The 13,351-nt window shown below is 62.0% G+C and carries 12 protein-coding genes; 7 read left to right on the top strand and 5 right to left on the bottom strand.

All coding sequences use genetic code 11. From position 1 onward, the window contains the following. Positions 1-34 precede the first annotated feature (34 nt). The 4 genes from HUK82_RS04090 to HUK82_RS04075 all read left to right on the top strand — a co-directional run bounded on the left by HUK82_RS04090 (position 35) and on the right by HUK82_RS04075 (position 2,625). Positions 35-367, top strand: a complete 333-nt coding sequence (locus HUK82_RS04090; protein WP_246495630.1) for a hypothetical protein — start codon at positions 35-37, stop codon at positions 365-367. 119 nt (positions 368-486) lie between these two features. After that, positions 487-1,518, top strand: coding sequence for an aldo/keto reductase (locus HUK82_RS04085; RefSeq protein WP_176612730.1), 1,032 nt, complete (start codon positions 487-489; stop codon positions 1,516-1,518). 25 nt (positions 1,519-1,543) lie between these two features. Continuing rightward, positions 1,544-1,912 carry a CidA/LrgA family protein gene (locus HUK82_RS04080; RefSeq protein ID WP_176612729.1) on the top strand — a complete coding sequence of 123 codons (369 nt, stop codon included), beginning with the start codon at positions 1,544-1,546 and terminating at the stop codon, positions 1,910-1,912. Next, entirely contained in the window at positions 1,909-2,625 is a 717-nt protein-coding gene (locus HUK82_RS04075; RefSeq protein WP_176612720.1) for an LrgB family protein, read from the top strand. The genes HUK82_RS04080 and HUK82_RS04075 overlap by 4 nt, the downstream gene beginning before the upstream one ends. A 15-nt stretch (positions 2,626-2,640) precedes the next feature. Here the strand turns inward: HUK82_RS04075 and HUK82_RS04070 are convergent, their stop codons facing one another. Genes HUK82_RS04070 through HUK82_RS04060 form a run of 3 tightly spaced genes read right to left on the bottom strand, consistent with a single transcriptional unit; the run spans position 2,641 to position 7,778 of the window. After that, a complete protein-coding gene (locus HUK82_RS04070) occupies positions 2,641-3,150 on the bottom strand; it encodes a hypothetical protein (protein WP_176612728.1) in 510 nt (169 codons plus the stop codon). A 12-nt stretch (positions 3,151-3,162) separates the two neighbouring features. Continuing rightward, positions 3,163-5,265: an acylase gene (locus tag HUK82_RS04065; RefSeq protein WP_176612727.1), complete on the bottom strand. Its 2,103-nt coding sequence runs from the start codon at positions 5,263-5,265 to the stop codon at positions 3,163-3,165. 44 nt (positions 5,266-5,309) lie between these two features. Continuing rightward, positions 5,310-7,778 carry a TonB-dependent receptor plug domain-containing protein gene (locus tag HUK82_RS04060; RefSeq protein WP_176612726.1) on the bottom strand — a complete coding sequence of 823 codons (2,469 nt, stop codon included), beginning with the start codon at positions 7,776-7,778 and terminating at the stop codon, positions 5,310-5,312. Positions 7,779-8,079: 301 nt separating this feature from the next. On the opposite strand from HUK82_RS04060, the gene HUK82_RS04055 reads away from it, so the two are divergent. Beyond that, the gene (locus HUK82_RS04055) at positions 8,080-9,081 is read left to right on the top strand and encodes a LysR family transcriptional regulator (protein ID WP_306308911.1); all 1,002 of its coding nucleotides are present in this window, start codon (positions 8,080-8,082) and stop codon (positions 9,079-9,081) included. A gap of 7 nt (positions 9,082-9,088) precedes the next feature. Here the strand turns inward: HUK82_RS04055 and HUK82_RS04050 are convergent, their stop codons facing one another. Next, positions 9,089-10,231: an amidohydrolase gene (locus HUK82_RS04050; protein ID WP_176612724.1), complete on the bottom strand. Its 1,143-nt coding sequence runs from the start codon at positions 10,229-10,231 to the stop codon at positions 9,089-9,091. A 127-nt stretch (positions 10,232-10,358) separates the two neighbouring features. Here HUK82_RS04050 and ung point away from each other — a divergent pair, with 127 nt between their 5' ends. Next, on the top strand, positions 10,359-11,048 hold the full coding sequence (gene ung / locus HUK82_RS04045) for a uracil-DNA glycosylase (protein ID WP_176612723.1): 690 nt from the start codon (positions 10,359-10,361) through the stop codon (positions 11,046-11,048). A 7-nt stretch (positions 11,049-11,055) separates the two neighbouring features. On the opposite strand, the gene HUK82_RS04040 is transcribed toward ung, so the two are convergent. Then, positions 11,056-12,099 (bottom strand): aromatic ring-hydroxylating oxygenase subunit alpha, encoded by a 1,044-nt coding sequence (locus HUK82_RS04040; RefSeq protein WP_176612722.1) that lies wholly within the window; start codon positions 12,097-12,099, stop codon positions 11,056-11,058. 241 nt (positions 12,100-12,340) lie between these two features. Here HUK82_RS04040 and HUK82_RS04035 point away from each other — a divergent pair, with 241 nt between their 5' ends. After that, positions 12,341-13,342 carry a glutaminase gene (locus HUK82_RS04035; protein WP_176612721.1) on the top strand — a complete coding sequence of 334 codons (1,002 nt, stop codon included), beginning with the start codon at positions 12,341-12,343 and terminating at the stop codon, positions 13,340-13,342. Positions 13,343-13,351 lie beyond the last annotated feature (9 nt).

Genomic DNA, 13,351 nt, shown 5'->3' with positions numbered 1-13,351 from the left:
GAAAGGCTTCAACGGTCTGCGCGGAGGGCAGGTGATGACGCGGAAATGGTCGCTTCTGGCCCTGGTGGCTGGTGTTCTGGCCGGCGGCCTGCAGACGGCGCGGGCCGACGATGACGACGAGCCCAAAAAGCCCTCGATGCACCAGCTCGCCGCGCAGTCGGGCCTACCCAAGGCCTATCGCAGCTTCGAAAAGTTCCGCTATCGCCCGGAGGGCGACAAGGTCATCGAGCAGCCCGAGAACAACCGGCTGCTGTTCTGGACGCGGTCGGGTCAGCCCGACGGCTATGCCGAACAGCGCGGCAACACGATCTTCTATTACGACCGCAACGGCCATGCCGTCCGGGTGCAACCGCTTGACGACGACTGAAACCGGCGCCTGAGACTCACGATCGGGTGACCACGACCGCCTTTCGCGGGCGGCGCCCTTGCCGCCACCGGGTCGGGGACTACACTTCTTCCGCTGCCACACACGGCGGGAGAAACACCATGGAATTCCGACAACTGGGCCGGTCGGGCCTCAAAATCCCGGTGCTGAGCCTGGGCACCGCGACCTTCGGCGGCTCCAACGAATTTTTTCGCAAGTGGGGCGACACCGATGTCGCACAGGCCAGCCGCATGGTGGATGTGTGCCTCGACCACGGCGTCACCCTGTTCGACACGGCGGACATCTATTCGGCCGGGACCTCGGAAGAGGTATTGGGTCAGGCCCTGAAAGGCCGGCGCGACCGGGTCATGATCTCCAGCAAGGCGACGTTTCCGACCGGCGACGGACCGAACGACATGGGCTCGTCGCGCTATCACCTTGTCCGAGCGTGTGAAGCCAGCCTCAAGCGCTTGGGCACCGATCACATCGACCTGTACTTCATGCATGGTTTCGACGCGCTGACGCCGGTCGACGAGACACTTCGCGCGCTGGACGACCTCATCAAGGCCGGCAAGATCGGTGCCATCGGGGCTTCGAACTTCTCCGGCTGGCACCTGATGAAATCGCTTGCCACGTCCGAGCGCGACGGTCTGGCGCGTTACGTCGTCTACCAGGGCTATTACTCACTGATCGGCCGCGATTACGAGTGGGAACTCATGCCGCTCGGCCTCGATCAGGGCGTCGGCCTGATGGTCTGGAGCCCGCTCGGCTGGGGGCGCCTGACCGGCAAGATCCGTCGTGGGCAGCCCGCGCAGTCCGGCCGCATCGCCAGTGGCGGCTCCGAAGGTGGCCCGGTGGTTGATGACGAGTCTCTGTATCGCGTGGTCGATGCCTTGGACGAGATCGCGGCCGAGACGGGACGTTCCGTCCCTCAGGTGGCCCTCAACTGGCTGTTGCAGCGGCCGACCGTGACGAACATCGTCATCGGTGCGCGCAACGAGGAGCAGTTGAAACAGAACCTCGGCGCCATCGGCTGGTCTCTCAGGCCCGAGCAGATCGCAAGGCTCGACGATGCCAGCCATAGGGAGCCGATCTATCCCTACTGGCATCAGAAGGGCTTTGACGAACGCAACCCCAAGCCCACCCGTTGGTGACCCCCGTCCCCGCGCCCGCGTCGTCATGCCCGCGGCGTTTCTGACCCTGCTGGCCTGCCAGTTGGTCGGCACGCTGATGCAGCGCCTGCTGGCCCTCCCCGTCCCGGGACCGGTGATCGGCATGTTCCTGCTGACCGGCGCGCTTCTGTGGCGCGGACGGCGGGGACACCCGGCCGTGTCCCCCGATCTCGATCGCCTCGCCCGGGCCCTGATCGCCATGCTCGGCCTTCTGTTTGTCCCGGCGGGCGTCGGCGTGATGGCGGAATGGCCGATCCTGACGGCGAACGCGCTGCCGATTGGTGTGGCGCTGGTGGGATCGACAGTGCTCGCCATTCTCGTGACCGGCGGGGTGATGCATCTGTGCATGCGTGGCGAGGGCGCACGGCGACCGTGATCAGGCTGCATGATCTTGCCAACGACCCGACGGTCGGGACGCTCGTCTGGCTGTGCGTGACGCTCGCGGCCTTTCTCGGTGGGGTCGCCCTTCAGGTCAGGCTTCGCGGCGCGCCATGGGCCAATCCGGTACTGGTGGCGATCGGTCTCGTCTGCACGGCCCTGGTGCTGAGCCACACGCCCTATGAGGTCTATTTTCGTGCCGTCGCGCCGATCCACTTCTTACTGGGCCCGGCGACGGTGGCGCTGGCCGTGCCGCTAGCGGCGTCGATCGGACACGTCATGCGCAGCCTCGGCGCCATGACGGCCGCTCTATTGGCGGGCGCTGTCACGTCGCTTGTCGGCGGGGTGGCACTGGTGGTGGCCCTGCATGGCGACCACATCGTGGCGCTCTCCATGGCTCCGAAGGCGGTGACCACGCCGATTGCCATCGCGATCGCCGGGACGATCGGCGGACAGCCGGCCCTGACCGCAAGTTTTGCCATTCTGGGCGGGATCGTCGCCGCGATGGTGGGCGAACCCCTGCTGCATCGTCTGGGGATTCGCGACTGGCGTGCCCATGGGCTGGCGGCCGGGATTGCGGGCAGCGGGATCGCGGCCGCACAGGTGGCGCGCCGCGATCCGCTCGGGGCCGCTTTCGCGGCCCTGGGCATCGGCCTGAACGGCCTTGTGACCTCGCTGCTGGCGCCGCTCCTGCTGCGGTTTCTGCGATAGGCGTTTTGAAAAACGTCAGGAAGCGCGAGTAAAGAATTCCTGGTACGCCTTGGAGACACCTTTCTCCGACTTGCCGATGCCCCAACGCATCAGCGTCTTGCCATCGGGTGACAGCGTCCACAACGCGCCGACCATCACGTCCTGATCCTTGAGTTCAAGCACCACGAACTCGTTATGGCCGATGGGGCGGATGCGCACGAAGTTGTACCGTGACGAACCCGTGACGGGGTATGGCTTGTCATCAAGCGCAGCGTCGAACGAAACCTCCATGGGAGGCTTGTTCTTCATGGTGTCATTCTTCGAATGATACACCAGATGACCGTTGTCGAACTTGACGTCGATTTTCAGGCTCATCCGCCCTGTCGGAAACTTTCCGTCACTCCAGTTCGAATGGATGTTGTCGATGCTCCAGACACCATCGAATGCCGTCAGCGACGCCGCATCCTGCGCCTGTGCGTGTAACATGGAAGCAAGCGAGACGGCGCATGCAAACGCGCCGGCAGTCATTGTCTTCAAAATGCGCATAATTCTTGTTCCTTAGTAAGTATCGGTTGATTCGACATGTTTCTCGACATCGCTGCGCGCGAACCACAGGTCGCGGAGCGTCTTGTCACTCAGAAACGATAGCTGATCGGAACGATGCGGGCTGCCCGGCTGCGTCGAATTGCCATAGCTGAGCAAACCCTTGGCGCGCAGCGGGGTCGAGAAACTGACCAGCGAGACCCATGTTTCGCCATGCAAGGGGGTCCGCTCGCCATTTTTCATCGGCGACCAGGTGATAGTGCGGAAGATACCCGTATTGCCGAAACCGCCATTGCCCGGCAGATCGACGTTGCCAAGGTGGAAGCGGGACACCTCGCCAAACGGGCGATCGATGGCGCCGTAGATCTGCTTCGTCTTGACCGCCGCCTCGGCCAGAAGATCGACGGCCGCCTTCGGATCCTTCAGGCCATAGGGCGTCTCGATCGGCTGATCAAGCGACCAAGCGTGGCCGAACTTGCCAAAATCGGCAAATTTTGGCCCCGCGAACAGGCTGGCCCATGTCTCGAACAGCAACGCACCCCGGCTATCGGCATTGTCGGCGTGGTCCCAGGCGGACAGTACAGCGACCGCCTGTCGCACTTCCGGGCGATGATCGTCACGTGCCGCGCGCAGAAGGTCGGGAAGAATACGGTCGGCCAGTAACGCGTGGGTGTTGAGTTTCTTCTCCACGATCTGGTCGTACGAGAATTTATCCGTACCTGCCAGCATCGAGACGGATTGCTGGCTGCGGAACGACATCGGGCCACGCACCGCAAGATAGGCAGGGTATGCGTCCGGATACAAAACACGCGGGTAGGTCGCGACCCACGGCGGATCATTCGTATTCTGGACAAAGCCGCTGGCAGGATCGATAACCTTGGGCAAGTCTTCATACGGCAGGATGCCGTGCGGTATGGTCGCGGACGTGTCGCCCGGAATATCGCCGCTCCAGTAGGCGAAATCACCACTGTCGTGCTTGGGCACGATTCCGTTGTCCAGATACATCACATGCCCGGCCCGATCGGCATAGACGATATTGAACATCGGGACCTGAAGTGTCTTCACGGCGCTCTGGAAGTGGGCGAAGTCATGTGACGTGCCCATATCCCAATATTGCTTCATCATGCCCGGACGATCCAGGCCCGCGACATACACCGCGACTTTCACACCATCGGCGCGTGTGAATACCGGCCCCTGTACGGCGTATTCCTGAACAAAACTCTTATCAGCCAGCGTGCCGTCGGCCTGACGAACTTTGTAGTGATACGTCGTCTTGTCAAACGCATGCCGTTTGCCATCCAGACGATAGCCATCGCCGTCGGGTGTCAGACGAAAATGCACAGCCCCCAGGATCGTGTTCACCGTGTTGGTAAAGCCCAGATCATTGTTGAAGCCAAAACGCAGAACCGGAAGACCGACCTGGGTTGCACCATATAGGTTGATTCCCGGCCCGTTCATATGCGCTTCGTAATAGGTGAAAAATCCTGGTGCCCACGGCAAATGCGGGTTCGCCAGAAGCACGGTATGGCCATCGGTCGTGCGCGATGGCGCGATCGCCCACGCGTTCGATCCGCCTGCGGCATGCGACGGCGGCCCACCAAGCGCATGCTGTTCCGAAGCTATATAAATGAAATTCATCAGGCGTTCAGCATGCGCGACGACATCGATGCCGCTGATCGGCAGCACCATGCGCACCGACGGATCAATCTCGTTTGGATGTTTGGCGGCGTAGTCGTTGATGCCATGGGCAAAAGCATCCAGATCCGCGCGGAACTGCGGAGTCTGCTGCTTGTACCAAACGCCCGCGCGCTCATAAACGCGATTGGCGATCAGCCACCGATCAGATTCTTCCTGCGAAGGCCCCCAATATTCAGCCGCCCTGCCCCGTGCAATGCCATACAGCTTGAGCAGGATATTGGCGTGGCTGTGCGTCTGCGCCCAGCCAAAGCCATAAAAGATCGAGGCCTCGTCCTTGCCGTAAATATGGGGGACACCGAACGTGTCCCACAGGATTTCACCATGCGAAGCGGGGGCCGCATGGGCCACGCCACACAGGGCACTCACGGCCACGCTCGCGGCATACGCCGCACGGCGAAGCCGCCGAAACTGTCCTGTCATGCCTCGTTATTCCTCTCTAATGTCTCAGCACTCTTTGTAACGACTCAGAAGCTGACGCCAACCCTGCCGTAGTAATAGCCACCGGTGAATCCGAACGGGGATGTGCCGGGATACTGCGACTGCCCCAGCAATGCATTGTAGATACCGTTCGAGCTGGGGTAGGTATTGAACAGATTGTTGGCACCGATACCGACATTCAGATGACGATTAATCTGATACGAAATATCTTCGTCAACGATGACCCGAGCCCCGAATGTGCGGTCGCTACTGGGCGAGTTCTGCAAAATTGTGTAACTGCCGAACCGTGTCAGCCGGGTGTTGAAGGTGAAGCCGCGCCACGTCCAGATATTGGTGATCGAAAGCTTCGTCTTGGGCAGCGCCTTTGTCAGATAGCCCTGCGACAGACGGTCGAACAGGACATACGACGATCCCAGACTGCTAAGCTGTGAGGGATTCTGCTTGATGTTCGTAATGACCGTCTGGTTGTAGTTCCACCCCACGTTCCACTGCATCGACCCGAACCGCCCGACTGGATGCGCGTAGGTTGCGACCACGTCCAGACCACGAGTACGGGTATTCATGGCGTTGGAGTAATACTGCGCGCTGATATCGGGCGACAGGCCGTTGGCGACCAGAATTCTGGACACGGCGTTGCCGGTGAGTGTGCCGGTCAGGGCGATCCGGTCGAATACCTCGATCTGATAGGCATCGAGTGTCACGTTAAAATTATGGAATGGCGTCAGCACCATGCCGGCGCTGAAATTGGCCGACGTTTCGGGCTTCAGAGGGGTGGCACCCAATGCGCGCGCCGCCGGCGAATTGACCGGCAACGTCTTGATGTCGAGCAGGTTGAGAGACCCGTTCTGCAACCGGAACTGACCGGTCGTGGACGCGTACAGATCCTGTGCCAGGGACGGCGCACGAAAACCGTTGCTCATCGTGCCGCGGATCGCCAGCCAGCGCGTGATCTGGTACCGGCCGGTCAGCTTGCCGATCGCCGAATTCCCGCTGGAATCGTCATAATGCTCATAGCGCCCTGCAAGCCCGATCGAAATCTTGCGTGTCGGGTCCCATGCCAGATCGACATACCCGGCCATGTTATTACGCTGCATGAAGCCGGCATCTTCGGGCGTAAAGCCACTGGCACCGTTGGCGCCCGGCGTCGTCAGAGCGCCATTATTGACGTATGAGCCAGCTGCGTAGCTGGCCGGATCGCCTGCACGGATACGGTAGGTCTCCAGACGATGCAGAAACCCGAGCGATGATTGCAGATGTCCGAGCACTTTCCAGCCGTGCGTGATATCAAACGCGTTGTCCCATTCGCTCGACTCAAGCGTTCCGACATAGAAGTCGAGCGGGCTGCTCGGCCCCAGGCTGGCGTTGATCGTATGATCGGCGGTCTGCTTTGCCTGGTTCTGGCCATAGGTGGTGCTGAGATCCCAGTCCCATCCCCACTGCGTACCTTTCAGGCCGGCGGCAAACTGGTAGTCCTGCTCATGCACCACAACGCGCGGATAAAAGCCGTTTGGATAGACCTGCGGCAGGGAGTTCGCGTTCGTTGCCGAACGGAAGCTGTAATTCAGGTCGGAGTCACGAATACCAAACGTGCCAAAGGTATAAAACGTGACACGACCAAAATCGTAACCGGCGTTATAGCCTACCAGGAGGCTCTCCTGCGGCATCGCGCCATAGTTGGTGGTCACCATGCGATCGGCCGTCGCCTCACGCGGATCGGGCTGACCGTTGACCTTGGGATAAAGCTGGACCGATTGCGCGATCGGGTTCGCACGGTTGGAGGCATATTGCTTTTTCATATCCAGCGACAGATTGAAATAGCCATCGCGCCCGATGGTCGTCCCGGCATTGTTGAGCCACTGGAGTTGTTCACCATCACCACGGTCCGCATTGGCGCCCCCGGTGAAGGTGGAGTCCATACCATGCGATTTCTTTTTCAGAATGATGTTGATAACGCCGGCGATCGCGTCGGACCCGTATTGCGCCGCTGCACCGTCGCGGAGCACCTCGATATGATCGATCTCGGATGCCGGGATCATGTCGAGGTCCGTGGGAACCGACCCGTTATACAACGACGATACGGCGTTGATGAGCGACGTCTTGTGCCGCCGCTTGCCGTTGACCAAAATCAGCGTCTGGTCCGGATTGAGACCGCGCAGAGCACCTGTGGCGATGATCGTCGAGGTTCCTCCACCGGCCCGGTAGGGGCTGTTGAAGGACGGGACCAGGTTGTTAAGCTGGCTGATCACCGACGCCTTGCCGGTCCGCAGAAGTTCCTTGGACGAAATCACGTCGATGGGGGCGGTCGATTTCGTGACCGTTCTCTTCACGCCACGCGCACCGGTCACCACAACCGCCTCGCCCGTGTCGGGGACCGCGTCCGGTTTCTGCTTGGCCGCGGTCTGCGAAAGGGCGAGCGACGGATACAGACATAAAGCCGCGATTCCTCCCACAAGACGGCCGCGCCCGCGCAATGAGAAAGAGGAATGCCTGTTCATGGTGTCTCCGGCGCATGAAAGAAATCATCGTGACGTTATGCCGAACGGCATCCGCGGCGATGAATGTGTCAAAACATGAAAGAATTCATCACGCATATCGACAGACGGAGACAGAACACCGCACCCGCCCGGACACTTTATAGTTCCTCATTTCGAACATGAGGAAATTTTATGCCAATATGTTTCCGAAACGTACTTTCGTTCTTAATGTGACATGAACGTAACGCAACTCAAAAGCGAATAAGATTTGAAACCGTTCAACCAAAAAGTTGAAGGCGTGGGGTCATCTGATACAACGACGATGAAATTGGACATGCCGCGCGATCGTAAACGACGTTTTTCCCGGATCGAACATATGAGCAACACTAAACGCACAAAACCATCAGCGTCCCCACAGGATCTGCGACGCGTACTCAAGCTAAGACATTTCCATATGCTGGATGTGCTCGACAACACGCGCACCATGCGTGGTGCCGCGGACGTTCTGGGGATTTCGATTGCCGCCGTGTCCAAAGCCTGCATCGAGTTGGAAACCCTGCTGGATGGGCGCCTGTTCGAACGTGGTGGCGGGGTACTGACGCCCACACAGTTATGTGTACGGCTGCTTGAGGTCGGCCAACGAATCGCCGACGACCTGACACTGCTGTCGCCCGATCTGTGCGCCGTGCAGGACAGCCTGCGGGGCACGGTGCGCATCGGCTTTCAGGCCCCGGCCCTGCAGGCCCATATTCCGCGATGGTTCGCCGCGATCAAGAACCAGCATCCGTTCCTGACGTTAACCTGCGAATACGGGATGCGTCGCCAGATGCTGAACGAGCTGGTGGCTGATCGTTACGATATTTTATTAATCGATCTTCTTGGCATCGAGACCTGGCCGTCGCTCGACAGTCAGTGCCTGCATACGGTGCTGTGCGGAATAGGTGATGGCAAACGCAAAATTTCCATGCCCGCGATCATGGACGACTGGCCGCGCTATGTTGACCGGATGTGGCTTCTACCGCTGCGCGGCATGGCCATGCGCGACCGGTTCGATGCATTGCTCAGCAGCCGGCGCCTGCCGCCGCCCGAGCGTGTCATCGAAATCAACTCGCCTCTGAGCAGCTTCGAAATCCAGGAACAAACCGACGCCCTGAGGATCGTTGGTCTGGAGACGCTGTTCTCCAACAGGCCGGACCAGACGCCCGACGTGACGATGCCACCCGAGTCCCTGCTCATGGCCATGGGCGTCGTGTGGGCGCGCAGCCGGGCCATCAGCCCGTCGGCCCGGCTGGTTCTGGAGACGATACGAGCACCCTATCCGTGAGCGTGCCTCAGGCCGCAGCAAGCGCGTGATGTGCCAACCTGACCCAATAGTCCACGCCACGTTCGATGACCGCGTCGTCAAAATCATACTCCGGCGCGTGCAGGGCGGCGCTGTCGCCGTTGCCGATCATGGCGTAGACGCCAGGTTTGCGGTTCAGCATATAGGCGAAATCTTCCGACGCCATGCTCGGCGGCACGTCCATGATGGCATCGTCAAATCCCTCACCATCCATCTGCCGCATCAGGCCGCGCACCAGATCTGTCTCGGCTGGCGTGTTGATCGTGACCGGATAGGGCGTCATGCTTTCGACCGTGATCGTGGCACCGTGCGAACGGCCCATGCCCTCGCCCAGCACCACGAGTGCATCGCGCAGTGTATCCAGCACTGTCTGATCCAGCGCGCGAATGGTGCCGGTGATGACCGCGCGGTCGGGAATGACATTGTCGGCCGATCCGGCGTCGAACGTGCATAGGGACAACACGGCCGGGATCAGAGGGTTGGACCGACGCGAAATCAGCAGCTGCGCTTCCTGAATGAAGGCCGCGCCGATCGTGATCGGATCGATCGACAGGTGCGGCTGCGCGGCGTGGGAGCCGCGTCCCATGACGGTGATGCGCAAACGCCAGCCGCCCGCCATGACCGGGCCGGACCGGACGGCCAGCCGCCCACGGGACAGGCCGGGCCAGTTGTGCAGACCAAAGCAGCGATCGGTCGGAAACTGCTCGAACAGACCGTCATCGATCATGACCTGCGCGCCGGCCCCGCCCTCCTCGGCGGGCTGGAAGCAGAAATGCAGCGTGCCGCGTTCGGGTGGCGCGGACGCCAGCGCCTCGGCCGCACCCAGCAGCATCACCATATGGCCGTCATGCCCGCAGGCATGCATCTTGCCCTCGACGGTCGATGCATAGGCCCTGCCGGTCCGCTCGAGAATCGGCAGGGCATCCATGTCCGCACGCAGCAAAACGGACGGTCCCGGCGCCGCGCCCCGAAGGGTTGCAACCACGCCCGTCCCGGCCAGACCGCGCACCGGCTCATACCCCAAGGCGCGCAGACGGTCGGTCACGACGTCGCTGGTACGAAATTCCTCGAACCGGGTTTCGGGGTGGGCGTGCAGGTCGTGACGCAACGCCACCAGTTCATCAATCCGCATCGAACGCGTCCTTCTGTCCAGCTTTCACCCGTTATTCCATAGCGGGAACGAGTTGACCACCGTGCCTCCCCCCCTCTGGCCAAGAGCGCCACGGCAGAGTTGAATACCCCCAAGGAGACACACCACCATGACCACGACCGTGAAGCTGGAGGACAGCTGGAAAACCGCCCTGCGTGCCGAGTTCGAGGCCCCTTACATGAAGGACCTCAAAGCGTTTCTCCTTGCCCAGCGCGAGAGCGGCGCGACCCTCTTCCCGCGCGGGGCGGACTATTTCCGCGCCCTCGACCTGACGCCGCTGGACAAGGTCAAGGTCGTGATCCTCGGCCAGGACCCCTATCATGGCGACAATCAGGCACATGGTCTGTGCTTCAGTGTGCAACCCGGCATCCGAACGCCGCCGTCGCTGGTGAACATCTATAAGGAACTGCACACCGATCTGGACATCCCCCCCGCGCGTCACGGCTTTCTCGAGTCCTGGGCCAGGCAGGGAGTGCTTTTGCTCAACAGCGTGCTGACCGTCGAACGCGGCCGCGCCGCGTCCCATCAGGGCAAGGGGTGGGAGCGCTTTACCGACGCGGTCATCGCGCGGGTCAACGAACAGGACCGGCCACTGGTGTTCATGCTGTGGGGTGCCTACGCGCAACGCAAGGCCGGCTTTGTCGACGCCTCCCGCCATCTTGTGCTCAAGGCAGCACACCCGTCGCCGCTGTCGGCCTATAACGGGTTTTTCGGCTGCCGCCACTTCTCCAGGGCCAATGCCTATCTTGTCGAACACGGCCTCACGCCGATCGACTGGCGCCTGCCCGAAACGCCATGAGGCAACCTCAGGCGGTGAAGAAGCGGCTCAATCCCATGTCCTTCAGCCCACGCCGGTAGGCAATGGAACTCCGGTCAGCCATGACGTGTGCTTCCAGGGTGGGATCGAGCGGCAGGTTCTCGGGCTTCTGCGCTTCGACCAGTGCCCTGTCCTCTTCAAAGACGCGCCGGTTGAACTCATAAACCGGTTCGACGGGGCCGCCCGTGTCGAAATTGCGACAGATCGGCGCGAACATGCGCGTCTTGCGCGCCGAGACGGGCGCGGCCGCGTTCATGATCACCAGACGACCGTCGTCGGGAAAATGAATCTCCAGCGTCGCCGTGAACGGCAGGTGCACGCGAAAATGCCGCAGCCACTCAAACCCGGGCGGCGCATTGCCCACGATACCGACCGGATAATTGGCCACCGAACTGCGGTATTCGGCCTCGAACCCGTCCGCCGTGCGGCGCGGCACATAGGACGGCACCACGGCATTGCCCGGGTCGGCAAAGGTCGCCGTGTGGACAAAGGCGAAATGCGCGACGTCGATGAAGCCCTCGACCTGACGGCCGGCAAAGCCACCGATGTCGATCCACGGACACGTAATCTGCTGGTAGGCCGGATCGTCCCAGTGGGGCATCGGCGGCAGGACGGCCTCCCCCTCCGGACGCAGGCAGGTCCAGACAAGTCCGTAGCGTTCGATCGCGGGATAGGTGCGCAGGTGCAGCTTGCCCGGGATCGCGTTGTCGGGATGGGCCGGCACCCGCACGCACCGCCCTTCCGCCCCGAAGCGAAAGCCGTGATAGGCGCAGGCGATCGTCCGACCGTCGCCGACGCCCATGCTCAGCGGCACCCCGCGATGCGGACACAGATCGTCAGCCACCACGAGCACCCCATCCGCGCGATAGATCACCAGCGGCGCGTCGAGCAGCACACCGCCCACCGGTTGGTCTCCGACGTCGCGCGCGACCGCGACCGGATACCAGCAGCGGGCGAGGATCGCCCAGTCCGCCGCGTCGAACGTGCAGCCGCGCGGCAGGTCGAAAACTGGGTCGGTGACCGTCACATTCATCGGCGTCTCCTGCTGGTGGGGGTGAGTGTTCACCAGCCGGCGCGTCAGGGGAAGCGCCAATTGCCGGACCGCGCGGAACGGTCGCCTCCCGCCCCGACGGTTATTTTCGGTAATACCATATCTGATATGCGATTTTTGCATGAACACACGGGGAAGTTCATCACACCCACCCCGAAATATGCTCTGCTCGGCGCGCGGACACCCTCCGGCCTTTTTGACCGACAGAGTATGACACCCCACGATGACCACCGATCTCGCGCCTATCCTGACCGCCATTACCGCCCAGCTGCGCCGCCGCCGCGACCGGGGCGTGCTGCCCCGTTACATCGCGCCGCTCGCTGCGGTGGACCCGCGCAAGTTCGGTCTGGCAGTGCTGGAGGCCGATGGCCGGATGCACCTCGCCGGTGATGCGGAAGAGCCGTTTTCGATCCAGAGCATCTCCAAGGTGCATGCCCTGACGATGGCCCTGGAGACCGTGGGCAGTACGTTGTGGACCCATGTCCGGCAGGAACCCTCGGGGAGTGCCTTCAACTCGATCACGCAGCTTGAGAGCGAGCACGGCATTCCGCGCAATCCATTCATCAACGCGGGCGCGATCGTAGTAACCGACCAGTTGATTACGCGTCTTGGCCGCCAGCAGGCACGCCACGACTTTCTGGCCTTCATGCGATCCCTGACCGACGACGGCGCCTCCGTGCGCTACGACGAAGCTATCGCCCGCGCGGAATATGACAGCGGGTTCCGCAACGTCGCGCTGGCCAACTACATGCGCACCTTCGGCACGGTGCAGAACAATACCTCGGCGGTCCTGCGGCAGTATTTCCATCAGTGCGCCCTGACCATGACCTGCCGGCAACTGGCGGAATCAGGACGTTTCCTGATGACGGGCGGCCGTGCGCCCTCTCGCCGGGGCATGGCGATCGCATCGCGCACGGCGCGGACGGTGGCCGCCGTCATGATGACATGCGGACACTATGACGGATCGGGCTCGTTCGCGGTGCGGGTGGGGCTGCCGGGCAAGTCCGGCGTGGGTGGCGGCATTCTGGCCATCGTCCCCGGAATCGCGTCGATCGCCGTGTGGTCGCCGGGGCTGAACGAACAGGGCAATTCGCTGTTGGGAACCGAGGCGCTGGAACTTCTGGTAGAGGCGACGGGCTGGTCTGTTCTGGGACGCGCCGATGCCGCCGCGACCCGGCCGAGGGAGGCCATGCACAGCGCGCCGCCGCTACCGCGCCGCGCCTGACAGTCGGTC

This window comes from Ameyamaea chiangmaiensis, from assembly GCF_013376175.1.
Lineage (GTDB): Bacteria > Pseudomonadota > Alphaproteobacteria > Acetobacterales > Acetobacteraceae > Ameyamaea > Ameyamaea chiangmaiensis.
The sequence above is the reverse complement of the archived record's forward strand: the minus strand, read 5'-3'. Positions and strand labels throughout refer to the sequence as shown.

What these genes read in the sequence shown, in the direction of transcription:
- HUK82_RS04055 (WP_306308911.1), top strand. Translation starts at nt 8,080, where the DNA reads ATGAAATTGGACATGCCGCGCGATCGTAAACGACGTTTTTCCCGGATC.
- HUK82_RS04060 (WP_176612726.1), bottom strand. Translation starts at nt 7,778, where the DNA reads ATGAACAGGCATTCCTCTTTCTCATTGCGCGGGCGCGGCCGTCTTGTG.
- HUK82_RS04070 (WP_176612728.1), bottom strand. Translation starts at nt 3,150, where the DNA reads ATGCGCATTTTGAAGACAATGACTGCCGGCGCGTTTGCATGCGCCGTC.
- ung (WP_176612723.1), top strand. Translation starts at nt 10,359, where the DNA reads ATGACCACGACCGTGAAGCTGGAGGACAGCTGGAAAACCGCCCTGCGT.
- HUK82_RS04085 (WP_176612730.1), top strand. Translation starts at nt 487, where the DNA reads ATGGAATTCCGACAACTGGGCCGGTCGGGCCTCAAAATCCCGGTGCTG.
- HUK82_RS04065 (WP_176612727.1), bottom strand. Translation starts at nt 5,265, where the DNA reads ATGACAGGACAGTTTCGGCGGCTTCGCCGTGCGGCGTATGCCGCGAGC.
- HUK82_RS04035 (WP_176612721.1), top strand. Translation starts at nt 12,341, where the DNA reads ATGACCACCGATCTCGCGCCTATCCTGACCGCCATTACCGCCCAGCTG.
- HUK82_RS04050 (WP_176612724.1), bottom strand. Translation starts at nt 10,231, where the DNA reads ATGCGGATTGATGAACTGGTGGCGTTGCGTCACGACCTGCACGCCCAC.
- HUK82_RS04080 (WP_176612729.1), top strand. Translation starts at nt 1,544, where the DNA reads ATGCCCGCGGCGTTTCTGACCCTGCTGGCCTGCCAGTTGGTCGGCACG.
- HUK82_RS04040 (WP_176612722.1), bottom strand. Translation starts at nt 12,099, where the DNA reads ATGAATGTGACGGTCACCGACCCAGTTTTCGACCTGCCGCGCGGCTGC.
- HUK82_RS04090 (WP_246495630.1), top strand. Translation starts at nt 35, where the DNA reads ATGACGCGGAAATGGTCGCTTCTGGCCCTGGTGGCTGGTGTTCTGGCC.